Source organism: Aeribacillus sp. FSL K6-1305 (assembly GCF_038050115.1).
GTDB lineage: Bacteria > Bacillota > Bacilli > Bacillales > Aeribacillaceae > Aeribacillus > Aeribacillus composti.
In genome coordinates this window covers 1,891,565-1,917,500 of the sequence record NZ_JBBOQV010000001.1, presented here as the reverse complement: position 1 = coordinate 1,917,500, position 25,936 = coordinate 1,891,565, and the positions used below count along the sequence as shown (strand labels likewise).

The 25,936-nt window shown below is 39.2% G+C and carries 22 protein-coding genes, 16 tRNA genes and 2 pseudogenes; 32 read left to right on the top strand and 8 right to left on the bottom strand.

The window, feature by feature from the left end:
* Positions 1-108: 108 nt before the first annotated feature.
* The 16 genes from NST97_RS09285 (at position 109) to NST97_RS09210 (ending at position 1,603) form a co-directional block, all read left to right on the top strand.
* Positions 109-183: transfer RNA gene (locus tag NST97_RS09285), tRNA-Asn, on the top strand.
* A gap of 3 nt (positions 184-186) precedes the next feature.
* A tRNA-Ser gene (locus tag NST97_RS09280) sits at positions 187-278 on the top strand.
* Positions 279-291: 13 nt separating this feature from the next.
* Positions 292-366, top strand: a tRNA-Glu gene (locus tag NST97_RS09275).
* A 1-nt stretch (position 367) separates the two neighbouring features.
* A tRNA-Val gene (locus NST97_RS09270) sits at positions 368-443 on the top strand.
* A 108-nt stretch (positions 444-551) separates the two neighbouring features.
* Positions 552-628, top strand: a tRNA-Met gene (locus tag NST97_RS09265).
* A gap of 2 nt (positions 629-630) precedes the next feature.
* A tRNA-Asp gene (locus tag NST97_RS09260) sits at positions 631-706 on the top strand.
* A 5-nt stretch (positions 707-711) separates the two neighbouring features.
* Positions 712-787: transfer RNA gene (locus NST97_RS09255), tRNA-Phe, on the top strand.
* Positions 788-803: 16 nt separating this feature from the next.
* A tRNA-Thr gene (locus tag NST97_RS09250) sits at positions 804-876 on the top strand.
* A gap of 12 nt (positions 877-888) precedes the next feature.
* Positions 889-973, top strand: a tRNA-Tyr gene (locus NST97_RS09245).
* Positions 974-977: 4 nt separating this feature from the next.
* Positions 978-1,051: transfer RNA gene (locus NST97_RS09240), tRNA-Trp, on the top strand.
* Positions 1,052-1,062: 11 nt separating this feature from the next.
* Positions 1,063-1,138: transfer RNA gene (locus tag NST97_RS09235), tRNA-His, on the top strand.
* Between the two features lie 12 nt (positions 1,139-1,150).
* A tRNA-Gln gene (locus NST97_RS09230) sits at positions 1,151-1,225 on the top strand.
* 16 nt (positions 1,226-1,241) lie between these two features.
* Positions 1,242-1,316, top strand: a tRNA-Gly gene (locus NST97_RS09225).
* A gap of 5 nt (positions 1,317-1,321) precedes the next feature.
* Positions 1,322-1,395: transfer RNA gene (locus NST97_RS09220), tRNA-Cys, on the top strand.
* Between the two features lie 9 nt (positions 1,396-1,404).
* A tRNA-Leu gene (locus tag NST97_RS09215) sits at positions 1,405-1,493 on the top strand.
* 26 nt (positions 1,494-1,519) lie between these two features.
* Positions 1,520-1,603 (top strand) — tRNA-Leu (locus NST97_RS09210).
* 135 nt (positions 1,604-1,738) lie between these two features.
* On the opposite strand, the pseudogene NST97_RS09205 reads toward NST97_RS09210, so the two are convergent.
* The 7 genes and pseudogenes from NST97_RS09205 to NST97_RS09175 form a co-directional block, all read right to left on the bottom strand.
* Positions 1,739-1,936, bottom strand: a pseudogene (locus NST97_RS09205) (tyrosine-type recombinase/integrase); the annotation flags it as partial.
* A 100-nt stretch (positions 1,937-2,036) separates the two neighbouring features.
* The gene (locus NST97_RS09200) at positions 2,037-2,387 is read right to left on the bottom strand and encodes a hypothetical protein (protein WP_029761977.1); all 351 of its coding nucleotides are present in this window, start codon (positions 2,385-2,387) and stop codon (positions 2,037-2,039) included.
* A gap of 5 nt (positions 2,388-2,392) precedes the next feature.
* Positions 2,393-3,503 (bottom strand): annotated as a pseudogene (locus NST97_RS09195) (pre-toxin TG domain-containing protein).
* A gap of 79 nt (positions 3,504-3,582) precedes the next feature.
* Positions 3,583-3,981 carry a hypothetical protein gene (locus NST97_RS09190; RefSeq protein ID WP_117017390.1) on the bottom strand — a complete coding sequence of 133 codons (399 nt, stop codon included), beginning with the start codon at positions 3,979-3,981 and terminating at the stop codon, positions 3,583-3,585.
* Between the two features lie 23 nt (positions 3,982-4,004).
* Positions 4,005-4,421 carry a hypothetical protein gene (locus tag NST97_RS09185; protein ID WP_327848253.1) on the bottom strand — a complete coding sequence of 139 codons (417 nt, stop codon included), beginning with the start codon at positions 4,419-4,421 and terminating at the stop codon, positions 4,005-4,007.
* 382 nt (positions 4,422-4,803) lie between these two features.
* Positions 4,804-6,474: a glycerol-3-phosphate dehydrogenase/oxidase gene (locus NST97_RS09180; protein WP_327848252.1), complete on the bottom strand. Its 1,671-nt coding sequence runs from the start codon at positions 6,472-6,474 to the stop codon at positions 4,804-4,806.
* A 398-nt stretch (positions 6,475-6,872) separates the two neighbouring features.
* The gene (locus NST97_RS09175; protein ID WP_066250997.1) at positions 6,873-7,433 is read right to left on the bottom strand and encodes a glycerol-3-phosphate responsive antiterminator; all 561 of its coding nucleotides are present in this window, start codon (positions 7,431-7,433) and stop codon (positions 6,873-6,875) included.
* Between the two features lie 369 nt (positions 7,434-7,802).
* On the opposite strand from NST97_RS09175, the gene NST97_RS09170 reads away from it, so the two are divergent.
* The 13 genes from NST97_RS09170 to mnmA all read left to right on the top strand — a co-directional run bounded on the left by NST97_RS09170 (position 7,803) and on the right by mnmA (position 21,736).
* Positions 7,803-9,848 (top strand): sigma 54-interacting transcriptional regulator, encoded by a 2,046-nt coding sequence (locus tag NST97_RS09170; protein ID WP_339210299.1) that lies wholly within the window; start codon positions 7,803-7,805, stop codon positions 9,846-9,848.
* Positions 9,849-9,963: 115 nt separating this feature from the next.
* Positions 9,964-10,959 (top strand): dihydroxyacetone kinase subunit DhaK, encoded by a 996-nt coding sequence (dhaK, locus tag NST97_RS09165; protein ID WP_311066451.1) that lies wholly within the window; start codon positions 9,964-9,966, stop codon positions 10,957-10,959.
* Between the two features lie 54 nt (positions 10,960-11,013).
* Positions 11,014-11,643 carry a dihydroxyacetone kinase subunit DhaL gene (gene dhaL / locus NST97_RS09160; protein ID WP_117017386.1) on the top strand — a complete coding sequence of 210 codons (630 nt, stop codon included), beginning with the start codon at positions 11,014-11,016 and terminating at the stop codon, positions 11,641-11,643.
* Entirely contained in the window at positions 11,640-12,032 is a 393-nt protein-coding gene (dhaM, locus tag NST97_RS09155; RefSeq protein ID WP_063387208.1) for a dihydroxyacetone kinase phosphoryl donor subunit DhaM, read from the top strand. The genes dhaL and dhaM overlap by 4 nt, the downstream gene beginning before the upstream one ends.
* 24 nt (positions 12,033-12,056) lie before the next feature.
* Complete coding sequence (locus NST97_RS09150; RefSeq protein ID WP_063387209.1) at positions 12,057-12,320, top strand: HPr family phosphocarrier protein; 264 nt, start codon at positions 12,057-12,059, stop codon at positions 12,318-12,320.
* 298 nt (positions 12,321-12,618) lie between these two features.
* A complete protein-coding gene (locus NST97_RS09145; protein WP_339197254.1) occupies positions 12,619-13,446 on the top strand; it encodes an MIP/aquaporin family protein in 828 nt (275 codons plus the stop codon).
* A 35-nt stretch (positions 13,447-13,481) separates the two neighbouring features.
* Entirely contained in the window at positions 13,482-14,972 is a 1,491-nt protein-coding gene (glpK, locus tag NST97_RS09140; RefSeq protein WP_311066448.1) for a glycerol kinase GlpK, read from the top strand.
* A gap of 276 nt (positions 14,973-15,248) precedes the next feature.
* Complete coding sequence (locus NST97_RS09135; protein ID WP_094244569.1) at positions 15,249-15,689, top strand: hypothetical protein; 441 nt, start codon at positions 15,249-15,251, stop codon at positions 15,687-15,689.
* 338 nt (positions 15,690-16,027) lie between these two features.
* Complete coding sequence (locus NST97_RS09130) at positions 16,028-16,378, top strand: n-acetylglutamate synthase (protein WP_198318546.1); 351 nt, start codon at positions 16,028-16,030, stop codon at positions 16,376-16,378.
* A gap of 552 nt (positions 16,379-16,930) precedes the next feature.
* On the top strand, positions 16,931-17,515 hold the full coding sequence (locus NST97_RS09125) for a DJ-1/PfpI family protein (protein WP_341343142.1): 585 nt from the start codon (positions 16,931-16,933) through the stop codon (positions 17,513-17,515).
* Between the two features lie 947 nt (positions 17,516-18,462).
* Complete coding sequence (locus tag NST97_RS09120; RefSeq protein ID WP_341343141.1) at positions 18,463-19,821, top strand: transposase family protein; 1,359 nt, start codon at positions 18,463-18,465, stop codon at positions 19,819-19,821.
* 285 nt (positions 19,822-20,106) lie between these two features.
* Complete coding sequence (locus NST97_RS09115; protein ID WP_063387215.1) at positions 20,107-20,541, top strand: RrF2 family transcriptional regulator; 435 nt, start codon at positions 20,107-20,109, stop codon at positions 20,539-20,541.
* An 82-nt stretch (positions 20,542-20,623) separates the two neighbouring features.
* Positions 20,624-21,736, top strand: coding sequence for a tRNA 2-thiouridine(34) synthase MnmA (mnmA, locus tag NST97_RS09110; protein ID WP_082829590.1), 1,113 nt, complete (start codon positions 20,624-20,626; stop codon positions 21,734-21,736).
* Positions 21,737-21,780: 44 nt separating this feature from the next.
* On the opposite strand, the gene NST97_RS09105 is transcribed toward mnmA, so the two are convergent.
* Positions 21,781-22,659: an IS982 family transposase gene (locus NST97_RS09105; protein WP_339196453.1), complete on the bottom strand. Its 879-nt coding sequence runs from the start codon at positions 22,657-22,659 to the stop codon at positions 21,781-21,783.
* A 218-nt stretch (positions 22,660-22,877) separates the two neighbouring features.
* Here NST97_RS09105 and NST97_RS09100 point away from each other — a divergent pair, with 218 nt between their 5' ends.
* The 3 genes from NST97_RS09100 (at position 22,878) to NST97_RS09090 (ending at position 25,398) form a co-directional block, all read left to right on the top strand.
* Positions 22,878-23,822 (top strand): LLM class oxidoreductase, encoded by a 945-nt coding sequence (locus NST97_RS09100; RefSeq protein ID WP_063387217.1) that lies wholly within the window; start codon positions 22,878-22,880, stop codon positions 23,820-23,822.
* 43 nt (positions 23,823-23,865) lie between these two features.
* Complete coding sequence (locus NST97_RS09095; RefSeq protein ID WP_063387218.1) at positions 23,866-24,510, top strand: SDR family oxidoreductase; 645 nt, start codon at positions 23,866-23,868, stop codon at positions 24,508-24,510.
* 234 nt (positions 24,511-24,744) lie between these two features.
* Positions 24,745-25,398, top strand: coding sequence for a sugar phosphate isomerase/epimerase family protein (locus NST97_RS09090; protein ID WP_339197235.1), 654 nt, complete (start codon positions 24,745-24,747; stop codon positions 25,396-25,398).
* The last annotated feature ends 538 nt before the right edge of the window (positions 25,399-25,936 follow it).

Sequence of the window (25,936 nt, the reverse complement as noted above, 5' to 3'; positions counted from 1 at the left end):
CTTTACAATAGAAAAGAAGTTGTAAGTTTATTTCTTTCAAATTTGATTCAGCCTATAGAAAATGAGGCATTCTACATAATAGTAACATCAGCTAGTCTTCTTTTACATTCCGCAGTAGCTCAGTGGTAGAGCATTCGGCTGTTAACCGAACGGTCGCAGGTTCGAATCCTGCCTGCGGAGCCATTTGGAGAGCTGTCCGAGTGGTCGAAGGAGCACGATTGGAAATCGTGTAGACGGTCAACGCCGTCTCAAGGGTTCGAATCCCTTGCTCTCCGCCAGAATGAAATTTTTGGCCCGTTGGTCAAGTGGTTAAGACACCGCCCTTTCACGGCGGTAACACGGGTTCGAATCCCGTACGGGTCACCATGGAGGATTAGCTCAGCTGGGAGAGCACTTGCCTTACAAGCAAGGGGTCGGCGGTTCGATCCCGTCATCCTCCACCATGTACATAGTAAATAAAATGAATATTAATGAATTTCGGCGCTAGGGCCACAGCATGTTATGATATGTATACATAATTTTTGTGTGAAGAGTGTTTATTGTTTTATCGGCGCGGGGTGGAGCAGTCCGGTAGCTCGTCGGGCTCATAACCCGAAGGTCGCAGGTTCAAATCCTGCCCCCGCAACCAATGGTCCCGTAGTGTAGCGGTTAACATGCCTGCCTGTCACGCAGGAGATCGCGGGTTCGATTCCCGTCGGGACCGCCATAAAAGGCTCGGTAGCTCAGTCGGTAGAGCAAAGGACTGAAAATCCTTGTGTCGGCGGTTCGATTCCGTCCCGAGCCACCATTATATGTATACATATGCCGGTGTAGCTCAATTGGTAGAGCAACTGACTTGTAATCAGTAGGTTGGGGGTTCGATTCCTCTCGCCGGCATTTTTTACAATCGGAGGGGTAGCGAAGTGGCTAAACGCGGCGGACTGTAAATCCGCTCCCTTAGGGTTCGGCGGTTCGAATCCGTCCCCCTCCACCATGATAGGGGCATAGTTTAACGGTAGAACAGAGGTCTCCAAAACCTCCGGTGTGGGTTCGATTCCTACTGCCCCTGCCATTTATAAGATGGCGACTGTGGCGAAGTGGTTAACGCACCAGATTGTGGCTCTGGCATTCGTGGGTTCGATTCCCATCAGTCGCCCCATATTAATATCATTGGGCTATAGCCAAGCGGTAAGGCAACGGACTTTGACTCCGTGATGCGCTGGTTCGAATCCAGCTAGCCCAGCCACCTTTTAAATTTAAGTGCGGAAGTAGTTCAGTGGTAGAACACCACCTTGCCAAGGTGGGGGTCGCGGGTTCGAATCCCGTCTTCCGCTCCAATAATGGCGGCATAGCCAAGTGGTAAGGCAGAGGTCTGCAAAACCTTTATCCCCGGTTCGAATCCGGGTGCCGCCTCCATTATTACAAGCCGGGGTGGCGGAATTGGCAGACGCACAGGACTTAAAATCCTGCGGTAGGTGACTACCGTACCGGTTCAAGTCCGGTCCTCGGCACCAGTGAGGAATTGCATCAATATCATTACGCCGATGTGGCGGAACTGGCAGACGCGCACGACTCAAAATCGTGTTCCCTTGCGGGAGTGTGGGTTCGACTCCCACCATCGGCATCATTAGTATCCGATATCTCACGATCAAAAATCGTGGAAGCTTTAATACGACTGCAAACGCAGTCGTTTTTCATTTTTTGGAAAACCGGAAGAATCCGATAGAATTCGAAAAAATTTTGCACGAATTTTGCACGGCTATTTTGTATGGTAGAGCTCCTCCATTGCACGGGATTCTTTTTGCTCCATCTCGTCCAAAATGTGTGAATACGTCTGAAATGTTGTCACAATGTCCTTATGACCAAGATGTCGAGAAACGTATTTAATATTCACCCCTTTATATAGGAGCATTGATGCGTGAGTGTGGCGAAGGCCATAACAAGTAATTGGCTTAATCCCGATCGTACCGCCTTTGTTTTTTGTCATGTAGACACCTCATTTTTTAGTCTATTATTACTATAATAATCTGTGTCTGCTTTTAGTCTAACATTACTTGTTACCTATTCTCTTCATCATACTCCAAAAATAGGTCTTGTAAATCTCCATTAATTGGTTCATTATTATTGTTAATTGTCACTTTAAACTCAATATCCTCTTCTCCTATTGATACTACCCCATCTAACACCCCTAAAATATTAGATACAGCATCCACTTCTACTTGTTCGATTATTTTAAATAATATTTCTTTATTTTTATCTGATAGTTCTGAATAAAACATCAACGCTTCTTTCCAATAAGGGTCTGTAACTTCATTAATATCAGTATTATTGAATATATCTCGATAAAAATTACGATTTTCTTTTATAATTGACTGATGTAAAAGTTTAACAAACTCTTCTTTATTCATATATCTCATCTCCTTCTCATCTCTGGATACAATTGTTTATTTAATTCAATTAATTTTCGAAGTTGAGAATTAGGAATGTCTGGATATACTCTTCTTAACTCCATTATATCTCTTGCTAATAATTGTCTTACACTCTCAATTCCTTTTGAACTTCTCAAAACTATTCCCCTAGGACCTTTTCTTGTATGTCCAGCTTTTGGTATTAATATTGCTGGTGCATTATTTGGATCATAATTTCGAATGAATTTTTTCATAATTGCTTTTTGTCCAACATGATGTGCATCTAACCTCGGTACACCTTTTATTTCTTTATATAATCCTACATCATACTTACTAAATTTACCCGTACCCTTACCGTCCACCTCATCCCCAGTTTTGCCAATCATGTTAATCGCAGTTTCTTTTACTTCTTCCTTAGCCTTGCTCATCCATGCGCGGGACGCTGGACCAATTCCCGCCAAGGCTGGCTGCCATTGGACAGACGAAACGCTGGTAAGACGGTCATCCCATTGCTTCTTAAAATATCGCAGCGTTTTGGTAATCGGCGCTTTCACGACTTGGAGGTACGCCGCTTGAAAGACAGACATCATTTTATCATAGCGGAGAACATATTTCATTTGCGGGACCAATTTCGAAACATCCGCTGCTATCCCGGCCGCTTTCGCTCCTTTGATCCCCGCTTTTCCAGCGATTCCTGCCCCTTTGGCTGGAGGAATGACGGACAACAATAACATTCCTCCCGTAACCAGGCGGTCCCATCCGGATATCCGTTCTCCAGTAATCGGGTCGTATTCTCCAAACAACCGCTACAAGTCATACCAGCCAAGAAGCTCCAGACTGAATTCTTTTATGTTGTCGGCGAGCGTTTGGTCTGCCTGTCTGTGTCTGATGGACGCGGCCGTCTGATACAGCAGTTCCTCCGCTTCATTCAGCTTTTCTCCATAGCGGTCGAGCCAATGAATCAGTTCGTCTGTAAGCTCGCGGATGGCGGCGGAACCGATGCCGGGAATCTCCATGGCAAAAAGAGGGAATCTCCTGGGAAAGCAAGGTCCGCGCGCGTTGTATAGAGCATTGCTCTATATAGTTTATTCGAAGTGCTCCTTGAGGAATAAACAATCCGCTTGAACTTTTTGTTCAAGCGGATTGTTTATTTATCGATATATTAGGGAATCTTGCTTCACACACTATAACAAAATTACTTTACCGTAATACTAGGAGGATATATTGATAATATTTCAATTACATCATTAGAAGTTAAAAATACATAATGTTCTACCTCTCTTGACTCGTATATACCGCAACTTTCTTTATGAAACCATTTCAAATATTCTGAGTTTTTAACTTTAAATAAAGACCAATCACTATAAAAATCTGTACCGTAATATTGATCTAAATAATTTAGCGTTTCTAATAACGAACCTTCATCAGTATTTCTATACGATAATACTCCTTCTTTAAAATTCACTACAACTTTTTTTTCACCATTTTCATCACTAAATTCTAAAATAACACCATCTTTACCATCCAAAAGCATATCATTATAAATTGTTGAAGGTATATCATCTAGCGGTATCCATCTTTCCCATTGTTCCATAAAACTTCCTCCATATTTGTTTTCTAGTAACGAAACTTTATTCTCTTCTTGCCATCTTGAATTTCAAGTGTAGGACGGCCATCACTACTTCTCTTTCTAACAATAACTGTTCTTCCATCCTTTAAAATACCGACTTTGAGGTCAGGCGTATCCTTAGTAATTTTAGGTCCCAACGAGTGAAAGTCATTCATTGCTTCACTAAATCCACCAGATAACTCATACTGAATAGTTCTTCCTTTTGTTGCTCTTCCAGGCTTAGCAACTTTAATTAAATCATCAACTGTTTTGCCAGTACCCTTAGTGCCAAGTTCAACGCCATCGTTGCCTGCTTTACTTCCGCCTAAATTTACCCCCGTCTTCTCACTCAGATAAGCTCGAACTTTATTCTCCAATCCATTGGTGTTTTCGGGCGGAACTTTAACGTTCTCAATCCCTTCCATGGCAAATCCCATTTGCCGGTCAGGGATTGAATTTTTCAGATTGGTCAGGCTATGTCAATTGTTGGGGTGCACTGGATGAGAAATGCTTGATACAGCTGTTCTAAGTTAGACCTTGCATTACTTTGCGATATCCACTTCTTAAAAACTTTTTACATAATAAGCTTTCTTTAATATGATTTTTTGTATTTACGAATTTAAGAAATAACCGGTGCAAAGTTAAACACCACCATTATCGAAAAAAATCCCCTCATAAGTAAACAGTAAATTGATGCATATTTACTGTCTCCTTATAGGGGGATGCTGTCAAAATTCGGCTACTTTTTCCTTTTCGTTCAAATAACCGGATAATAAAAGCCTTTGCTGTCATTATATATTTTGTCTATTATTGTTTTTCATCAACAGGCGTGACGGCGTCGTGCAGATATGTTTCTAATTCTTTGCGATAACGGTTTTGCTCCTCTTCTGTCCACTCCAAGTTTTTCGCCATATATTGAATAACGGATTCCTTCCATTGGTGAACTGAATGAATTTCAAAAAATAACGATCCCGTTCTCCGGATAAAGAAGTCCTCCGGTTTTACGACCATCTCTTCTTCCAAACCATATTGAAGCTGGGCTAAAACATCAATCGGTAATTGAAACTCATTTCTTACTTTCTTTAATTCAACTGCCAGTTCAAACACCCGGTCTACATTCGTTCCATATAATCGGACCAATCTTTCCGATTGTTTTCTGCTAAATCCCAATTTTTCTCCCTGTTCAACTTTTTTAGTTACGAACGATTCAAAATTTGTTGAACCTCCGAAATCTCCTCCCGAAATCGGCAGGTTTTTCGTTCTGCAAGGGGAAAATGCTGCGTTTTCTTCCTCTTTTAATAATTTGGCAACAAGATCAACGATCGTTTCTGCCATTTTACGGTATCCTGTTAATTTTCCGCCGGCAATGGTAATAATACCTGAATCAGACGTCCAAATTTCATCTTTGCGTGATATTTCAGAAGGACTTTTTCCTTCTTCATGGATTAATGGTCTGAGCCCGGCCCAGCTTGATTCAATATCTTCCACGGTGATATGGACCGTTGGGAACATATAATTAATGGCCTTAATAAGATAATCTCGATCTTCAACAGTCATTTTAGGATGTGCAATATCCCCATCATAGAAAGTATCTGTTGTGCCAACGTAAGTTTTTCCATCACGCGGAATGGCAAACACCATTCGTCCATCAGGTGTATCAAAATAGATCGCTTGTTTTAATGGGAATCGGCTTTGGTCAAAAACAAGGTGAATTCCTTTTGACAAAATCAAATGTTTTCCTTTTAAAGAGTGATCTTTTTCCCGTAACGTATCGACCCAAGGGCCTGTTGCATTTATAATTTTCTTTGCGAACACTTGATATGATTCTCCTGTTAATTGGTCAACAACTTTTACACCTACGGCTTTGCCTTGTTCGTAAATAAATTCGTCTACCTTTGCATAGTTAATCGCTTTTGCACCGCATTCGACTGCCTTTTTCATAACTTCAATCGTCAAGCGGGCATCGTCAGTTCGATATTCGACATAATATCCTCCGCCTAATAATCCATCTTGTTTTAATAAAGGTTCTTTATCAATAGTTTGCTCCGCATTCAACATCGTTCTTCGTTCGCTTTTTTTCACGTCAGCAAGGTAATCGTAAATTTTCAGTCCAATGGATGTGCTCCATTTACCGAATGTTCCTCCTTTATAAATCGGAAGAAGCATCCATTCAGGTGTAGTTACATGCGGGCCATTTTCATAGACGATCGCGCGTTCTTTCCCAACTTCAGCGACTAACTTCACTTCCAACTGTTTTAAATAACGGAGGCCTCCGTGCACAAGCTTCGTGGAACGGCTTGAGGTTCCTGCGGCAAAATCCTGCATCTCAAATAGAACTGTTTTCATTCCACGTGTTGTTGCATCAAGTGCAATTCCTGCACCTGTAATACCACCGCCAATAATGATGACATCAAACTGTTTTCCATCGACGTCTTTTAATATTTCTTGTCTTTGATAAGCAAATACATTTTTGTTCATTTGTTATTCCTCCTGTGATCCGTCAAAAGTCCTAAAAAAAGAGACCACATACACACTACGCTCCTTCTACAGACGTAATGCTATGTGGTCTCTCCTTGTCTCCAACCGAATATTAACTTTGAATGTATTATAGCATATTCTTCATCTTCTGAAAATTCTTTTGTATGCGAATTTAAAATTCAAAGCTTTTCCCCATAATGAACTTTTCTTTATTCAGTTGATGAAGAATCAGTGTTTGAAGACGCTATTGACACCATCGCACAAGCCATTTTTTCTTCATTCAATTGATGAAGATGGCTTGCGTCTTTCATGCCTTCTACAGCGTTTCTGAAACTGAAAGTCTAAAACTGCCGCCAAAACCTAAAGCATCGAAAAATTGGGTAGGCATTCAAAATAAATTATGACTGTTCAAATTCTTTCCATAATTGCTTATTGGATGTTGTCACGGCTGCAGCACCAGCTTGTAAAGCATTGTTGACATCGTCAATACTGCGGATAAATCCACCAGCGAAGATCGGGATTTGAATTCGTTGATGAATTTCGGCAATAATGCTCGGCATGGCGCCAGGTAAAACCTCAATCACATCGGGCTTTGTTTTTTCTAATAAGGAATAGCTTTTTTCTAAAGCGTTTGAGTCAATGAGAAAAACTCGTTGAATGGCCAATACGCCTTTTTGTTTCGCTTTCAAAACGACACTTGCTTTTGTCGAAAGCAGTCCATAGGGCTTGAAGGACTGGCATAAATATTCGGTTGCGTATTCATCATTTTTAAGACCATGTATTAAATCAACATGCAATAACAAGTTTTTACAATGCTGCTTAGAAATATTGACGATATTTTTCAACTGGGCAATATGGACATCTAATAACACACCATATGCATAGGAACTCTGAAGAAAAATTTCAAAATCCTTCATATTGCGAATCGCTGGAATAATTTTTTGATCTTTATATTCCATTGTTCGTTCCACCTTTTTTATTATTGGCAAAAAATCAGTGTGAATTCAGCTTTCAAACTTAATTGAAACAGAGAAGAGGTCTTTGCTTCAAGTCTCTAGAAAAAAAGAAATCCACAACAAAACACCCCTTCATCCAAACGACTAAAGGGAATTGATGTGGATCTCCTTCTCTCCGCTACAATTTATTAACTTATTTATAATTGTACCATAAACAAAAGCGCTGTCAAAGCAATGAGAACATCCACGCATGATCGTTTACAGGGTGAAAAAAATTTTTTAATCGTGAGATTCATAACTACTATCTTTTTCAAAAAATTTTCCAGTAATCCTGTTAACAAGTATATTAAAATGGAAAAAGGAGGGGATTTCATGTTCATTAAATTAACAGTTTACAAAAAGAACGGTCTTCATGTCCGGATGGCAGCAGCTTTTATTTCGCTGCTTCAAAATCTCATACAAAATAAAGAGATATTAAAAAAGACGTACGTTCTCTATCAGGATAAAAAAGTTCAAGTGAATAATCTATTATCTTTAGTGTCCTTAAAGATTGGACAAGGAGAGGAATTTATCCTGCATTTTGAAGAAAAAATAGACGATCAAATCGTCCAGCAGATAAAAGATTTTTTTGAACAAACGGATCTTGAAGATTCCCAGCAAGCAGAAACAGATCGACTTCTCATGGAAAATTCCATTACCCTTCATGAGGCCATATCTGCTTTACCGAATGGAATCGTCGTTGTGAATAGCGACAATATCATCACTTATGTCAATGCAGCTGCAGCAAAACTTTTGGAAAAAGATCCTCATGAGCTTATCAATCAACGTGCTGACGAAGTGATTCCCCATTCAAGATTGCATGAAGTACTGAAGACAGGAAAAATGGAATTATCCAAAAAGCAAGAAATCAACCATCATACATTGTTAACAACCCGTTCGCCAATTATTTTTAATGGAAAAACGATTGGGGCTGTTGCTATTTTTCAAGATATATCTACCATTGAGAAAATCAGTAAAGAATTGAATGAAGTAAAAGAGCTGCAGCAGCGACTAAATCTTGTTTTAAAGTCCGTCTCAGATTTAATCGGATTAACAGATAAAAATGGAAATTTTATATACAAAAATGATGAAATGGATGTTTTGTTAAAAAATTTAAACAGTGTCCCAAACATTCAATCAATAATCGGGCAACATGAATGGGAAAATATTAAAAGCACTCAAAATCAGATTATGAAACTAATTCAAGTAAACCAACAATCTAGTTATATTACAAAAATAAATCCTATTTTCGTTGACGATGAATTTCGCGGAACAGTTGCCACCATGACTCCATTCGATGATATTAAAAAGCTCCTCGAAAAAATTGATCTAATGGAGCAAAGAACGAAATATTTGGAAATGGAGCTGTCCAAACATCAAGGATTTGATGAAGCATTTCATAAGATCATAGGAAACAGCGAGACATTAAAAGATTCCTTAACAATCGCCGCAAAGGTTGCAAAAACAAATTCGACAGTGATTATTACAGGAGAAAGCGGAACAGGGAAAGAACTTGTTGCTAAGGCTATTCATGAAGCAAGCGACAGAAAGAATAACCTATTTATTCGAGTGAATTGTGCAGCCATCCCTCCTCAATTAATGGAGAGCGAATTATTTGGTTATGAAAAAGGAGCCTTTACAGGAGCGTATAAAACACATCGAGGAAAATTTGAACTCGCTAATAAAGGTACGATTTTTTTAGATGAAATCGGTGATTTAAGTTTGGATTTACAAGCAAAAATTTTACGTGTGCTGCAGGAAAGGGAAGTGGAAAGAATTGGCGGATATGCGCCCATTCAGCTTGATGTTAGGGTAATTACCGCGACTCACCGTGATCTCAAAAAAATGGTAGATGAGGGCAGTTTTCGCGAGGACCTTTATTATCGGTTGAATGTTGTCCCAATTCATCTGCCGCCTTTAAGGGCAAGAAAAGAAGATATTCCCCTTTTGGTGGAGGCGTTTCGAAAACAATTGAATGCTAGATTGGGAAAAAATATCAAAGGGTATGAAAAAGGATTTATGGAAGCATTATGCAGTTACTATTGGCCAGGAAATATTAGAGAATTACAAAATGTGATTGAACGGTTATTTAATCTCGCAGATGAAGAAATTTTGCGATGCAAGGATTTACCTTACTACATCTCGAACCCTCAATGTCAAGAAAATAAAAAAATAATGCAGAAACAGAGTATCAATTTTGGCAACGAAGTGCTGACCTTCAAAGAATATGAAAAACAAATTTTTTCGTTTGCTTGTCAATATTACCCAAGCTATAACCAATTAGCGAAAGCGCTTGGGATCACTCATAAAACGGCAGCTAAAAAAATAAGAGAATATGGATTGGAGCATTTAGTTGGGAAAAAGTATCAAATGGATTGATATTTTTTCCCAATGAACTCGCCATAAAAATATGAAAACGCATCCGTAAAGCGCTTTCGTTGTTGGCATCATTTTTGCATTAATAAAAAGTGCAAAGTTAAGAGGAGGTATGTCTATGAAAAAATTAATCAATGATCCTAATCAAGTAGTTGAAGACATGTTAGCAGGGATGGTTGCGGCTCATTCTAATCGAATGAAGAGATTGCCAAATACAAACGTAATCGTAAGAAAAGATGCACCTATTCAAGGAAAAGTTGGCTTGGTTAGCGGTGGAGGAAGCGGTCATGAGCCTTCACATGCTGGTTATGTAGGTAAAGGAATGCTAGACGGAGCGGTATGTGGAGAAGTGTTCACTTCCCCAACCCCAGATCAAATTTTTGAGGCGATTCAAGCGGTTGATAGCGGAAATGGGGTGTTATTGATTATTAAAAATTACACTGGCGACATTATGAATTTTGAAATGGCTGCCGAAATGGCTGAAGCAGAAGGAATCAACGTAGCAAAAGTGGTTGTGAATGATGATGTAGCTGTGGAGGATAGTACATATACGACAGGCCGGCGGGGAATAGCAGGTACGGTTTTTGTTCATAAAATTGCCGGTGCATTAGCGGAAAAGGGTGCAACGCTAAAAGAAGTAGAAGCAGTAGCTAAGAAAGTTGTGGAAAATGTGCGGTCAATGGGAATGGCCTTAACTCCATGCACTGTTCCAGCAGCAGGAAAACCTGGCTTCGAGCTCGGAGAAAATGAAATCGAAATTGGAATGGGGATTCACGGAGAACCTGGCATTGAAAAAACACAAATCCAGCCAGCGGATGAAATCGCACAAATACTTCTTGAAAAAATTTTAGATGACTTAAAACTTGAGGAAAACGACAAGGTTGCGGTCATGATCAACGGTCTAGGTGCAACACCATTAATGGAATTATATATTATGAACAAAAAAGTCTCTGAGGTCCTAAAGGAAAAGAACATTTATATACATGAAACGTTTGTTGGTGAATTTATGACATCGCTTGAAATGGCTGGCTGCTCTATTTCGTTATTAAAATTAGACGATCAACTCATTGAGTTGTTAGACGCACAAGCGGATACAATCGCATTCAAAAAATAGCAATCTCGCTTTCTTGCAGTCTGTCTATAGAAGGAATATGAGGAGAGATGATCAATGACATTTGACGTTGAACAGGCTAAAAAATGGATCATAACTTTTAACGATAAAATTCAGGAAAATAAGGAGTATTTAACGGAGCTGGATCAAGCAATTGGCGATGGAGACCATGGATTAAATATGGCACGGGGATTTCAGGAAACCGTCAAGAAAATTACAGAAGGCAAATATGATGATCTTGGTTCTTTGTTTAAAGATGTTGGCATGACTTTAATTGCTAAAGTAGGCGGAGCTTCAGGTCCGTTATATGGAACAGCTTTCATGAAAGCTTCTCTTGCTTTAAAGGGTAAAAAAGAAGTTGATATAAAGGCTTTAGTTGAGGCATTAGCAGCATCATTGGATGGGTTAAAAGTTAGGGGAAAGGCACAAGTAGGAGATAAAACGATGATCGATGTTTGGGAGCCTGTCATTGAGTATATGAAAAATCGTGAAACGATTCATTCTAAAGAGCTTACTGATTTATCTAAAGAGAAAATGGACGACACAAAAGAGCTTGAGGCAAAGAAAGGCCGTGCGGCTTATTTAGGAAAGCGTTCTATTGGTCATATTGATCCTGGGGCAGCTTCATCGTATTTATTGTTTGCTTCCTTAGCTGAATTGCTCGAAGAAGGAGAGGTGGCCCAATGAAATATGTAAGTCTTGTCTTAATTTCACATAGCTATGAAATTGTAAGCGGCCTAAAAAAGCTTCTGAATCAAGTTCAACCTGAAGTATCTGTAGCCATCGCTGGAGGGGTTGAAGGAGATATCGGAACAAATGCATTAGACATTAAGGAAGCAATTGAATCAGTCTATTCTGAGAAAGGCGTTGTCGTTTTGTTTGATTTAGGGAGTGCACTCATTAATGCTGAAATGGCTATTGAGATGCTAGAGAACAATGAAAACATTATAATAGCCGATGCTCCTCTCGTAGAAGGAGCTTATGCAGCGGTCGTTGAGGCTGGTTTGGGAAGCTCGATTGAAGAGGTCGTTCGAGCTGGCGAGAGTGCAAAGGAGCTTGTCAAAATCAATGACTAGCGAGAAAAATTAGGAGTGAACTTAATGATCGAAAAAGAGATTACAGTGACCATTGAAAATGGTCTGCATGCCAGACCAGCAGCAGATTTTGTGAAAAAAGTAAACCAGTATAAAAGCAAGGTTGAGTTAATGATCGGCGACAGAAGGATTAACGCGAAAAGTATTCTTCAGCTTATGAGCGTTGCCATAATGGAGGGACAGACGATCAAAGTGATGACTGATGGAGAAGATGAGAAAGACGCATTAGCGTTTATTGATTCTTTTCTCCAATCAGGTAAAGAATCGTAATCAAGCCTTTGCTTTTGAATTGTTGCAAAATTCATATTAGGCTCATGGGTCCCATTTCCTTTAACTTACTTCAAAACAAATAATATCATAATTCAAAAAAAAAGTGATTGACAACGCTTTCTTTTTGTAATAATCTGAAATCAAGTTAATATTTGTGATGGAGAAATGGAGATCCACAGTAATTCCCTGTATGCAGCCTGCATACTAAGGGGGGAATTTGCTGCGGATCTTTTTTATTGACCAAAATTGTAGTCTTTTCGCAAGAGATAACAAATATATGAAAAGGGAGGAAACTTTGATGTCTGCATTTTTAGGTGAGTTAATTGGCACCATGATTTTGATTGTTTTTGGGGGTGGAGTTGTCGGCGGTGTTGTACTTAAAAAATCAAAAGCTGAAAATTCAGGCTGGATTGTTATTACGATGGGATGGGGTCTTGCCGTAGCGATGGCGGCATATGCTGTAGGTCAATTTAGCGGAGCCCATCTTAATCCGGCTGTAACCATCGGATTAGCTGCAATCGGTTCTTTCCCATGGAGTGATGTACCGACCTATATTATTGCCCAAATGATTGGCGCATTTATCGGTGCTGTGATCGTTTATTTGCACTATTTGCCCCACTGGAAAGCAACCGATGACCAAGGTGCAAAATTAGCCGTATTCTCAACAGATCCTGCAATCAAAAATCCTGCAGCGAATCTTTTAAGTGAAGTCATTGGTACATTCATTTTGTTGCTTGGATTGTTGGCACTTGGAGCGAATAAATTTGCAGAAGGAATGAACCCGTTCATCGTTGGATTTCTCATCGTTGCAATAGGTCTCTCCTTAGGCGGAACTACGGGTTACGCCATCAATCCTGCCCGTGATTTAGGTCCGAGAATTGCTCATTTTATTCTGCCGATTCCAGGTAAAGGAAGCTCTAACTGGGGTTATGCTTGGATTCCTGTTGTAGGGCCGATTATTGGGGGAACGTATGGAGCGTTATTTTATAAATGGGCTTTTGAAGGAGTCAGTACCTCTACTTTTTGGATTTTCACAATTGTTGTAGCAGTTATCGTTGTGGCAGCGCTAGTAAGCAATAAAGAACAAAGCTTGAATGTCTATAAGAAAACGAAAGCAACACTTTAAGTTTATAATTTTAATAAAAAAATGAGGTGAAGAAAATGGAAACATATGTTTTAGCTCTAGACCAAGGAACGACAAGTTCACGTGCGATCATTTTTAATAAAAAAGGGGAAATCGTTCATATTTCACAAAAAGAATTTGCGCAATATTTTCCTAAACCAGGCTGGGTAGAGCATAATGCCAATGAAATTTGGGGTTCCATCTTATCCGTCATCGCCACTTCCTTGTCTGAGTCAGGAATAAAACCTGAGCAAATTGCAGGCATCGGAATTACGAACCAACGCGAAACAACGGTTGTTTGGGATAAAAACACAGGTCAGCCGGTATATAATGCCATTGTTTGGCAATCACGGCAAACGGTAGATATTTGTGAGGAGTTAAAGGCGAAGGGATTAAATGATACATTTCGTGAAAAGACAGGTCTGTTAATTGATGCATACTTTTCAGGAACAAAAGTCAAATGGATATTAGATCATGTTGAAGGGGCTAGAGAAAAAGCGGAAAGAGGAGAGCTTTTATTCGGAACAATTGATACTTGGTTAATTTGGAAGCTCTCGGGTGGAAAGGCACATGTGACGGATTATTCAAATGCTTCAAGAACATTAATGTTCAATATTCATGAGCTGAAATGGGATGATGAACTGTTAGAAATTTTAACCGTGCCTAAATCCATGCTTCCGGAAGTACGTCCATCTTCAGAAATTTATGCACATACAGTTCCGTATCATTTCTTTGGGCAAGAAGTTCCGATTTCTGGAGCGGCTGGGGATCAGCAAGCAGCACTATTCGGTCAGGCTTGTTTTGAAGAAGGCATGGCGAAAAATACGTACGGTACGGGCTGCTTTATGCTTATGAACACGGGCGAAAAAGCTGTTGCTTCTAACCACGGACTATTAACAACGATTGCTTGGGGATTAAACGGAAAAGTGGAATATGCTTTAGAAGGAAGTATTTTTGTTGCAGGATCTGCCATTCAATGGTTAAGAGATGGACTTCGTATGTTAAAAAATGCTGCTGATAGCGAACAATATGCAGAACGTGTAGAATCCACAGACGGTGTATATGTAGTACCGGCGTTTGTCGGATTAGGAACACCGTATTGGGACAGCGATGTTAGAGGAGCTATATTTGGTCTGACACGGGGAACGCAAAAAGAACACTTTGTTCGTGCAACTTTAGAGTCCCTTGCCTATCAAACAAAAGATGTGCTGACTGCTATGGAAGCGGATTCGGGTATTTCCTTGAAAACCTTGCGTGTAGATGGCGGGGCAGTAAAAAATAATTTTCTAATGCAATTCCAGAGCGATTTGTTAGGTGTCCCTGTTGAACGTCCTGTTGTCAATGAAACTACTGCTCTTGGAGCGGCTTATTTAGCCGGCTTGGCAGTAGGATATTGGAAAGATCAATCAGAGATCGCGACACAATGGAACATTGACCGTACATTCGAACCATCTATGAATGAAGAAAAACGTAACAAATTATATGAAGGCTGGCAAAAAGCTGTAAAAGCTGCGATGGCTTTTAAATAAGGTTCTATGTCAATTGTTGGGGTGCACTTGATATGAAGTGCACCTCTTTTATATGTATGGAAGGTAGATCAGTGAGCATATTCCTTATTTCTGAGACGATCAAAGTTGCGGAAAAACCATAAAAAATTTTTTCTCGGTATAAGTTATTCATCTCAAAGTGTATTCAGCTTACTCTAACTTACGGATATAATTTTATATGAAGTATAGTATAGTTATTCTAAATTCTTTAGTATACTTCAATGAAAAAGGAATCCAAAGTTAGAAAGATGATATTTAATGTTCAAATTGGTAAGAATGCTAAAATTGCGAGATCTAGAATTGTTTCGTATAGATAATCAAGATAATGAAACTATCTGTATGCTGTTGATTTTAGATTACAGAAGACCAAGTGTTTTGGATGATTTTCCAATTTTAAAGGAAATAGAGGATGAAAATTCATTTGAAGGCGCGGAGAATTATATCCACACTGTAATAATTTCAGAGGAAAAATTAGAAGAAAATATTGTCGGTCGAATTATTGAAGTAATTGAAGGATTAGTGGAGCATAAGCCAAATTGTGACAATAACAATTCATTTTATATTAGTAAATTTCCTGATCATTTTGAGGCTGGTGCACATTTAATAGAATATATTAAACCTATTTTAAATAAGATGAATTTTGGAATTGATCTAACATATATCACTGATAAACATTTCAATTATTTAACTCAAGAATAATTTTTTCATTAAAAGTAAAAGCGGTATCAAAAATGGAGATCTACTTTTAACTTCTGCTGAACTCGGGGGAACGAAAGTAAGGAATCCGGAGAAGCTAAAGGCAGAGCGATAACCCCGCCTTCTTGTACTAAAATTTAAGTTCGGCATTGGATGTATCAAGGATTCCTGCTGAATGTAGGAATCCCTTTTTGACAGATTCCGCACTAGAAAATCTGATTAAGTATTTCTCAAAGTATCCCTTGTGAAATAGTTGAACATGAGAAAATAAATTTGATGGCTAAAAAAGGATAAAACATGTGGTAAAATAGTGAAAATTAAAAATTAGAGGAGCGTTGTTTGTGATAAATTATAATGGCCGCAAGTTTGTTTCAATTGAAAATACAGATAATGGAGAAGTTTCTTCAGAAACGCTTTTTGAATATAAACAAGAAGGAAATATAATCTCAGCAACGTATAGCGGTGGAGAAATTATAAAAGGATTCTTAATTGGGATAGTAAAAGAAGATGGATGCTTAGAGTTTAGGTATAACCATGTGAATATCAAAAACGAGATTAGGGGCGGAAAATGTACTTCTACTCCAAAAATCTTACCAGATGGGCGAATTAGACTGTATGAGAATTGGAAATGGCTCGATGATAAGGAAACGGAAGGAAATTCAATTATTGAAGAAGTTGTTGAAAATCATTGATATATAAATTTGAGTTGAAAAATAAAGATTGCTGCGCTGCTGGTAGTATAGTGATGAAAAAGTGAAAAGAGAATTTATTGTAGGTAATTATAAAGATAAACAAATAAACATATGGAGTTCCATTTTTTTCTCTTACGTATATTGCATCACTTTTCTACCCTATTGATCTCTCAATGAATTTAGACATTTGATTTTATAATCGTATCTTATAAAAGAGAGGTCTTAAGACAGCCGATATCAATTCCTGTTTGCATACCGTGCGGGCGTTTTTCAACTCAATTGTAAATTCCTTATAAACACCCTTTCCTTTCATACACACATAAAAACAGCTTTCTTAAATAATAATCCCTCCCAACTTGATATACCTTTACTTCACGAAAATCAATCATATTCTTTAGCAGACAATAAATTTGGCGAACGATGAATGGATAAGAGAAAAAGTTATTCAGAGAGATTTCAGCTGAAAGACAAAATAAAAGCTTGTAAGTATGAAAAGCAATGCCGTATGATAGCAATAAGTTAGGCAATTTTTTCAATTTTTGGAGGTATTCTATGAAAATTGCATTTATTCTTTTTGATCGAATGACAGCTCTTGATTTTGTAGGTTTTTATGATGCGGTAACACGCTTGAAAACAATGGGTTTTAATGAAAAATTAAGCTGGACCTTGTGTGGAATGAAAGATGAAATAAGTGATGATCGGGGAATTACAGTTAAGATTCAAGAAGTGGCTCCTGATTTATCTCAGTATGATTTGTTATTTGTCCCCGGGGGATTCGGTACTCGAGAATTATTGCATGATTCTGAATTTATCGAATGGTTAAAAGCGGGCAGCAATGCGACGTATAAAGTGTCCGTTTGTACAGGTTCCATACTTTTTGGCGCTGCTGGTTTTCTTGATGGAAAGAAAGCGACGACCCATCCAAATGAGTATGATTTATTTCGATCTTATTGTTCAGAAGTTATAGAAGATCGAATTGTGAAGGACGGTTATGTTATTACTGGCGGCGGGGTCGCAACATCGGTGGATCTCGGTTTATTTATTTGTGAGCTGCTTGCAGGCAGAGAAGCTGTTCTTCGCATTCAAAAACAAATGGACTACCCATATTACAAAGTTAGGCAATATAATTTAGACTAAGTTCTTCCATAAGAAGCTTTCTTTTTTTGTTGTTATTTATTTTCAGAATTGTTATGATACTGCTTTCTCGTTGAATACTTAAATGCTGCAAATTACGGATTATCACCGGTTTTGCTTAATCACTAATTAGGCGAAGAGTTTCGGAACGATGCCTGTTTAACAGGGGTGATTTTATAGGGATTAGTATAAAATTATTTCAAACGAAAGCGCCTCAATAAATTTAGACGGGGTTTGCACAAGCAAAAGTATAAACTAGGCGAAAACCGCATGGAAATTCCGTAATTTTTGCACCAGATTGGAAGCAGATTACTCGGACTTATGCAAGATAAAACTTTCCGTACTTATGGAACTCTAAATACCGCCAACTGGATAAGCGTGGAAAAAATAAAATGAAAGCTCTCTGCTCCTCTTTGAGATTCACTTTTCAAAGAGGAGTATTTGTTTTGATAGTATTCTTTCTTAACTAGCAGGTTGCTCTCTGATGTCAGTCTATATAGACACAATGAGCAGATAATTGTATAGTAAATCTATCGATCATGTCTATAATGAAATAGCAAAAGGTTTCTGCCAATGTGAAGATTTTTTACAAAGAATTTTTTAATCGTTGCGCTACATGTAAACACTGTACATGACTAACTTTGATCGTCTGGAAATGAATCGATGCTCTGGCAAAGCTTCAGCAATCGCAGCTCATATAGTTGAATGGAATCATGATTAAAATGCTAATTTTTGTTTTTTTCTAATGAGCTTTATATCGCTTATTATCATTACTACTCGACACTAAATTTAGGCCAATGATCCGAATTTTTTTATTTGCGGCTGATGAAAAGAAGTACAGCCCTGAAGAGTAAAAATTCTTCGAGATAATTCCACCCAAACTTTGCCAAATATGTGATAATAAGGGTATATAAAAAACCTAATATATTGGCATTTGGGGGGATTTTTTTATGGTAACGAGGAAAGAAAAGCGTGAAATGGAAAAAGAGGTAAATTATTTATTCGAGTTGCTAAAAACGCAAAATCACTTTTTTAAAAATTTGAACAAATTACTTAAAGATGTTGATGATCCAAGGCACCAAAGCTATATCACCTATGACACGGAAGTCCTTTTGATGATGGTTATTTTGAAAAATGCATGCAACTTAAAAAGTATGCGCGAAATGACAAACGAATTTAATAAGGAAGAGTGCATTAAAAATTTGGGGAAATTGTTGGGGAATGAAGATTTGGAAGAACTGCCCCATTATGACACAATCAATGATTTTTTGGCACGAGTGAACCCGGCAGAACTTGAAAGGATCCGAATCGATATGATCAAGAAATTATTCAAAAAGAGGTGTTTTGAATCCTATCGTATCAACGGGAAATACTGGGGTATTGCCATAGATGGGACCGGTATTTTTACTTTTGACAAAAAACATTGTGAACACTGCCTGAAACGGGAGCGCAAATACATAGACAAGGAAACGGGTGAAGAAAAAATAAAGACCATCTACATGCATCATGTCTTGGAAGCCAAGTTAATTGTGGGAAATATGGTACTAAGTGTGGCCTCCGAGTTTATTGAAAATGAATCAGAGGACGTGGAAAAGCAAGATTGTGAGTTGAATGCTTTTTATCGACTGACTGCTAGACTGAAAGACACCTTTAAAAAACTGCCTATCTGTCTGATTGCCGATAGTCTTTATGCCTGCGAAAATGTATTTAAACAATGCAAGGCGAATAATTGGAACTACTTATTCCGTTTTAAGGAAGATCGTATTAAAAGCATCACCGATGAGTTTCAAGCGTTAAAAAATATGGAAGAGGAGGAAGGCAAGAAAGCCAATGTGGTAAAGATACGTGAAAGCGAACAGCGAGGGGAAATCACCTGGGTGAACGATATTGATTACAGAGGCTTTGGGGTGAATGTTTTCGAATGCGAATTAGAAGATGAAAAAAGAAAACAAAAATTTACCTTTATCACAGATATAAAAATCACAAAAAACAATGCAAAGAAACTGATGAACGCTGGCAGAAGCCGCTGGAGAATAGAGAATGAGGGGTTTAACAGACAAAAAAACCTGCGCTACCACATTGAACACGCAAGCAGCCAAGATTACAATGCCATGAAAAATCACTACCTATTAACCCAAATTACAGAGATTATCATGGTGTTACATGAGCATGGGTCAAAAATATTGAGAAGCATGAAGAAAACGATAAAAGAAATATCCTCGCGATTGTTAGAAGCCTTCCGTGGGCAAACACTAACAGACGAGGATATCGCACAACTGGGAAAACCTATGCAAATTAGGTTTACCTAGCGAATTAATTGTACCAAAGGATGTGATGTTTGGCAAAGAAAAAAAGTTATCCACAACAAACAAAAATAAGTTATCCACATTTTTTAAAAAAATAAGCAAAATTGGTTCTTTTTGACCCTTTTTGTAAATAAATTTAACTGGAAAATTTTACCAATTGTGAATAAGTCGTATTTCCACAATACTACCAGAAATTGATAAATTTACTCTTCATAGCTGAAAGAAGTAATTTTAAGTTGACAATATAAACTGTAATCATTATTATTACACTTAGGAGGAAGGTTCAATATGAATAGCGATTTTTCGATTGCCGTTCACTGCGTTGCGTATCTGGCTGAAAAGCAAAATCAGCGAGTAACCAGTGAAGACATTTCTCAAAGTGTTTCTGTCCACCCAGTAAGATTAAGAAAAATCTTAAGCATATTAAGAAAAGAAAATATAATTGCTTCTAAAGAAGGGGCAAAGGGCGGATTTTCGTTAAACGCTCAGCCTGAACAAATTACGTTAGACAAAATTTTTAGAATCACTAGTGAGGAAACGCTTGTGCCGAAATGTCCCGATTCCAATGACAACTGTATAATAGGCAAACATCTGTCAGATGTACTCATTCGTATTTTTCATAATGCAGAAGAACATTTTTTAAACTATTTAAAAGGTGTGACAGTCCAAGATATCATTAATGAAATTCATAATAATAGCTCAAAAAGTTCGTTTCATGCCTGAAACAAAATAGTTTGTTGCGGCAAAAATTTTTTTTAAATAAAACTGTAATCAAAAACGTTTCAGTTTAAGGAGGTGAATGATGATGAAGAAAAAACGAGTAGTCGTCGGAATGTCTGGAGGAGTGGATTCCTCTGTAGCTGCTTACCTTCTTAAAAAAGAAGGGTACGACGTCATCGGGGTATTTATGAAAAACTGGGATGATACGAATGATGATGGTGTATGTACGGCAGCTGAGGATTATGAAGATGTTAAACGAGTTGCCAACCAACTCGGGATTCCTTACTATGGCGTCAACTTTGAAAAAGAATATTGGGATCGTGTATTTACGTATTTCATGGATGAGCTGAAGCGAGGCCGAACACCGAATCCAGATGTAATATGCAATACTGAAATTAAATTTAAAGCGTTTGTTGACTATGCTCTTTCACTTGATGCGGATTATATCGCAACGGGTCATTACGCAAGAATCAACAGAGAAAATGGCCAAATCACCTTGCTGCGTGGAAAAGATGCGAATAAAGATCAAACGTATTTTCTTAGCCAGCTAACGTCGGACCATTTGTCTAAAGTTCTGTTCCCGCTGGGTGAGTTAACGAAGGGTGAGGTGCGAAAAATCGCCCAAGAATTGAACCTTATTACCGCCAATAAAAAAGATAGTACCGGAATCTGTTTTATTGGAGAACGAAATTTCAAAAACTTTTTAAAGAATTTTTTGCCGGCACAGCCTGGAGAAATTCGTTCGCTTGATGGGGAAGTGCTCGGTACTCATGATGGTTTAATGTATTACACAATCGGCCAACGAAAAGGGCTTGGCATCGGCGGCAAAGGAACAGGAGAACCTTGGTATGTCGTCGATAAAGATTTAGACAACAATGTTTTACTTGTTGCTCAAGGCAAAGACCATCCGGCATTGTTCTCTACTGGACTGATTGCATCTAACCTGAACTTGATAAATGGGGATGTTCGTCTTAGTACGTTTGCATGTACAGCTAAATTCCGCTACCGTCAAGAGGATCAAAAGGTGCGTGTCCATATTCGTCCGGATGGAACGGTGTTTGTAGAATTTGAAAAACCAGTTAAGGCTGTGACACCAGGGCAAGTAGCGGTATTTTATGAAGGTGAGATTTGTCTTGGCAGCGCCATTATTGACAAAGTGATAAAAGACGATGCTGCTATTGCCGCGGCTGCATCATAAAAAGTTCGTTACAGATATAATATACCCATGGTGCTAGTTGAGCGTCAACGCTCAACTAGCCCAAGAACAACGAGCGAATAGGCCAACAAAATGGCATCAAGCGCCGTTTCAAATCCAGAGATCGAATTGGCGCGAATTTTCGTGATCCGAAATGAATCCACTAAAACCGAGAACGCGGTTTCGACGATTTTGCGTTTTCGTTTCATCCATCGTTTCCATGCTTTCGATTGATGGATTTTCTGGTTTTTCCGAACGGGCGTCCAAAAAGTGATCTTGTATTCATCATACAGCTTCTTTTGCAAGTCTTGGCTCACATATCCTTTGTCACCAAGTGTATACGGATGAGGAAGTTGGGCCATCACGGTTTCCGCAGCTGTCCGGTCGTGACAGGATGCTTCGGTGACGACATATCCCATCGGAAGCGCTTGGTCAGTGATCTGGAGATGAAGCTTAAACCCATAGTAAGCCATCTTTTTGGATGCACAATACCCGATATCTGCGATTCCTTGAAACCGTTTGACGCGATACATTCGTGCGTGGTGGCAGAGTTCAATAGGTAAGCTATCCACTACCGCATAAGCGTGATGTTGCCCACGTTTGGCTAGTTGATATCGTATCCATTTGACGGCAAAGCCAAGATTTCGACAACGGCGGTTATATCGAGAACGTTCAGGAAATAAATCTTTCGAAAATAAGTTTCCGATCACAAATCGGTGCCAAGCTCGTTCGGATGTAAAACCTAACAACTTTCCAAGAACATGGACGGCGATGATGACTTCATCTTCTTGCTTCAACAAATGGTGATTTCGGCGTTGTAAATACATCTGAATCAAAGACAATTGTCCAGATACAAAGAACAAAATCGCTGCATATTGTTTTTGAATTTTCGCTTCGTCTGTTGTAAAATGAAAGTGCTCTTGCATGGGACTTCTCCTTTTAAATGTTTGGTAGCACTTTCATTTTAAAGGAATTTTCCATGCAAGGGCTATTTTTATATCCTGTGATCTTTATCTAGCACCACAGGTATAATATATGTTTTTGTACAAATTATAAATATTGTTCATATCTGTAAAACAAATTATTTTAAACAGGGCCTTTCCTTTATATACGGCCCACCTTTTCTTAAGGATTGGTAAAAACAATGGAAAAATTTAAAAATCATAAAGGGTATTCACGCATGTATCAAGAGAACAAACTGACTTTAGGGCTGTTCTTTCCGATTGAATCGTATATGGGAGACGTCCCTGAGATGAATATCGAAAAGCAAATGAAGCTGGCAAAACGAGCAGAAGAGCTGAATTTCGCTTCATTGTTTGTGAGAGATGTGCCGCTGCGCGATCCAAATTTCGGAGATGTTGGACAAATGTATGATCCGTTTACGTATTTAGGGTATGTTGCGGCTCACACAGATAAGATTGCTTTAGCAACTGGAAGCATTATTTTAACGCTGCGTCACCCGCTTCATGTGGCAAAAGCGGCAGCTTCTGTAGACAGATTATCTGGTGAAAGACTCATTCTCGGCGTCGCAACTGGTGACCGTCCAATCGAGTTTCCAGCATTTTCTGTGAATCCTGAAGAACGGAGCGAATTATTCCGAGAATCAGTAGCTGCTATAAGAAAGGTTTGGCGTGACCATTTTCCGACGATTAACACGACACGAGTGCATATGACAAGCGGAGATATGCTGCCAAAACCAAAATTGTCAGATATACCATTAATGGTAACAGGTCACAGTGGACAATCTCCTGAATGGATTGCTGAACATAGTGATGGATGGATATACTATCCGCGTGGAATTAAGTTTCAAAAAGCATTAATCGATAATTGGCGTTCGCTAACAGAAGAATTTAAGCCATTTTCCCAATCTCTTTACATTGACTTAACGGAAGATCCAAATCATGTACCAATTCCGATACATCTTGGATTCCGTACGGGACGAAATTTCGTAATCGAATTTCTTGGAGCTTTACAGGATGCAGGTGTGAACCATGTCATCATCAACTTAAAATATGGACAGCGTCCAGTCGAAGAAGTGATTGAAGAATTAGGCGAGTATGTGCTTCCGCATTTCCCTGCTTTAACATGATAAGAAAATTTAAAAACCATCAATATGAGAAAGGATGGATATGATGAAAGTTTTGGTCATTGGAGCCAACGGGCAAGTAGGACAACAAGTAGTAAATATGCTTCATGCGCATGAACAGCATTCTGTTCGTGCAATGGTTCGAAAGCAAGAGCAATTGGAGGATTTTCAGAAAAAAGGAATTGAAGCGGTGCTCGCTGATTTGGAAGGCACTGTCGATGAAATTGCCGAAGCGGCCAAAGGCTGCGATGCGATCGTATTCTCAGCTGGTTCAGGGGGACACACAGGCGCTGATAAAACATTGCTGATAGATTTAGACGGCGCTGTAAAAGCCATGGAGGCTGCGGAAAAAATCGGAATTGAACGTTTTGTTATCGTGAGCTCATTCCAAGCCCACAATCGTCAGAACTGGCCGGAAAACCTTAAGCCATATTATGTCGCCAAACATTATGCCGACCGTGTGTTGATGAATAGCGGCCTAAATTATACGATTATTCGTCCTGGTTATCTAAAGAATGAAAAAGGTACAGGACTGGTTACCGCAGCTGAAAACTTACCTGTCGGTTACATTCCTCGCGAGGATGTAGCAAGAACGATTGTTCAAGCTCTTGATGAACCAAATACGTATAGAAAAGCATTCGATTTAATGTCAGGAGATAAAGAAATTAGCGAAGCGTTGAAATCACTGTAATGAACCGTTCAGTGGAAAAGGAAAGGAGAAATTGGAAAATGGCTTACCCTTTTTACGCAATGGATTTTGCTTTCTATAATTCAATGGGTATTTATAGTTTTGAAGCTCGATGTGAAATGTTAAAGGAAATAGGCTATGACGCAACCCATTTATCCGTCTGGCACGGAGAGCGATGGAGAGATGTAGAAAAGCTCAAAAACGTTAAAGGAGAAATATGGGCTGGACGTCGCAGGCGTGTACGTTGTGTTAGATCTTTCACTAGGCGAGGACCATCCAAGAAATGCAGGCATTTTAAAGATGCTGGAAATTATGGAAGGGTGCAGCACGGTTGAGCTGGCGATTCAATCTGTCGGAGAGCATATCCGCCCTTCAGATCCAAAAGGGGACGACATCGCAGTAAAATGGCTGGAAAAAGCATTGAAGATTGCCGAACGAAGAAATATTAACATTTTGCTTTACACGCATCTATCCTTCTGGATTGAACGCCATGAAGATGCAGTGAGACTATGCAAACGCCTGAACCATCCTAATCTTGGAATTGTCTTTTGCGGCTACCATTGGTATGCGGCAGATGGAACAAATCTAAAAGGAACGATTCAAGCGGTAGCTCCTTACTTAAAACAAGTAAACATGTCCGGCAGCAGCCGCAATCCGCACGGTTTTGGCGGAGTGGCAACAATCGAGCCTTTGGATGTTGGGGAGTTAGATAATTTTGCGTTGCTTGGACAGTTAAAAAAGATCGGTTATAACGGAATGATCGGCTACTTAGGTTGGAGTGAAGGCGGCGACGCTTATAGTAAGCTGAGACGTTCACTCAATGCGTTCCGTGATATGGAGCGTAGAGTTGAGGCACACCCGCACTGGGCGGATTTAAAATTAACTCCATAATGAAAAATATTGAGGTGCTAGTCGAACAATAATAAAGTTCAACTAGCACCTCGTGCATTCAGCCAATGTACTGCGGTATTCACCGAAGTACATTTTTTTATGTGCGCCCGGCATGGGTGTAATCTCTAGGGTGAAAGTCCCGAGCCACGAAGGCAGAAGTAGTGGTTAGCCTAACGCAAGGGTGTCCGTGGTGACGCGGAATCTGAAGGAAGCGAGCGGCGAACTTCCGGTCTGAGGAACACGAACTTCATATAAGGCTAGGTATCATTGGATGAGTTTGCATAACAAAACAAAGTCCTTTCTGCCAAAGGTGATATAGAGTAAATGAAGCAGATAGATGGAAGGAAAGATTACACTCTTACCCGGGGAGGTCTGATGGATATGTGAAGTACCCTTCATAACCTACTTAGTGATAAGTAGCTGAACCATCAGAAGTCAGCAGAGGTCATAGTACGGATTGGTCTAGAACAATTCGGAAGGACCGAACAATTAAGAGAGAATAGCCCTTTGCATTCAGTGCGTCATGTTGAACACAGAA

Excerpts from the sequence above, each read along its gene's own strand:
- dhaL (WP_117017386.1), top strand. The coding sequence starts at position 11,014 with ATGACATTTGACGTTGAACAGGCTAAAAAATGGATCATAACTTTTAAC.
- NST97_RS09095 (WP_063387218.1), top strand. The coding sequence starts at position 23,866 with ATGAAAGTTTTGGTCATTGGAGCCAACGGGCAAGTAGGACAACAAGTA.
- NST97_RS09135 (WP_094244569.1), top strand. The coding sequence starts at position 15,249 with ATGTTCAAATTGGTAAGAATGCTAAAATTGCGAGATCTAGAATTGTTT.
- NST97_RS09115 (WP_063387215.1), top strand. The coding sequence starts at position 20,107 with ATGAATAGCGATTTTTCGATTGCCGTTCACTGCGTTGCGTATCTGGCT.
- mnmA (WP_082829590.1), top strand. The coding sequence starts at position 20,624 with ATGAAGAAAAAACGAGTAGTCGTCGGAATGTCTGGAGGAGTGGATTCC.
- NST97_RS09105 (WP_339196453.1), bottom strand. The coding sequence starts at position 22,659 with ATGCAAGAGCACTTTCATTTTACAACAGACGAAGCGAAAATTCAAAAA.
- NST97_RS09200 (WP_029761977.1), bottom strand. The coding sequence starts at position 2,387 with ATGAATAAAGAAGAGTTTGTTAAACTTTTACATCAGTCAATTATAAAA.
- NST97_RS09100 (WP_063387217.1), top strand. The coding sequence starts at position 22,878 with ATGGAAAAATTTAAAAATCATAAAGGGTATTCACGCATGTATCAAGAG.
- NST97_RS09175 (WP_066250997.1), bottom strand. The coding sequence starts at position 7,433 with ATGGAATATAAAGATCAAAAAATTATTCCAGCGATTCGCAATATGAAG.
- NST97_RS09120 (WP_341343141.1), top strand. The coding sequence starts at position 18,463 with ATGGTAACGAGGAAAGAAAAGCGTGAAATGGAAAAAGAGGTAAATTAT.
- dhaM (WP_063387208.1), top strand. The coding sequence starts at position 11,640 with ATGAAATATGTAAGTCTTGTCTTAATTTCACATAGCTATGAAATTGTA.
- NST97_RS09150 (WP_063387209.1), top strand. The coding sequence starts at position 12,057 with ATGATCGAAAAAGAGATTACAGTGACCATTGAAAATGGTCTGCATGCC.
- glpK (WP_311066448.1), top strand. The coding sequence starts at position 13,482 with ATGGAAACATATGTTTTAGCTCTAGACCAAGGAACGACAAGTTCACGT.
- NST97_RS09170 (WP_339210299.1), top strand. The coding sequence starts at position 7,803 with ATGTTCATTAAATTAACAGTTTACAAAAAGAACGGTCTTCATGTCCGG.
- NST97_RS09180 (WP_327848252.1), bottom strand. The coding sequence starts at position 6,474 with ATGAACAAAAATGTATTTGCTTATCAAAGACAAGAAATATTAAAAGAC.
- NST97_RS09125 (WP_341343142.1), top strand. The coding sequence starts at position 16,931 with ATGAAAATTGCATTTATTCTTTTTGATCGAATGACAGCTCTTGATTTT.
- dhaK (WP_311066451.1), top strand. The coding sequence starts at position 9,964 with ATGAAAAAATTAATCAATGATCCTAATCAAGTAGTTGAAGACATGTTA.
- NST97_RS09190 (WP_117017390.1), bottom strand. The coding sequence starts at position 3,981 with ATGGAACAATGGGAAAGATGGATACCGCTAGATGATATACCTTCAACA.
- NST97_RS09145 (WP_339197254.1), top strand. The coding sequence starts at position 12,619 with ATGTCTGCATTTTTAGGTGAGTTAATTGGCACCATGATTTTGATTGTT.
- NST97_RS09185 (WP_327848253.1), bottom strand. The coding sequence starts at position 4,421 with ATGGAAGGGATTGAGAACGTTAAAGTTCCGCCCGAAAACACCAATGGA.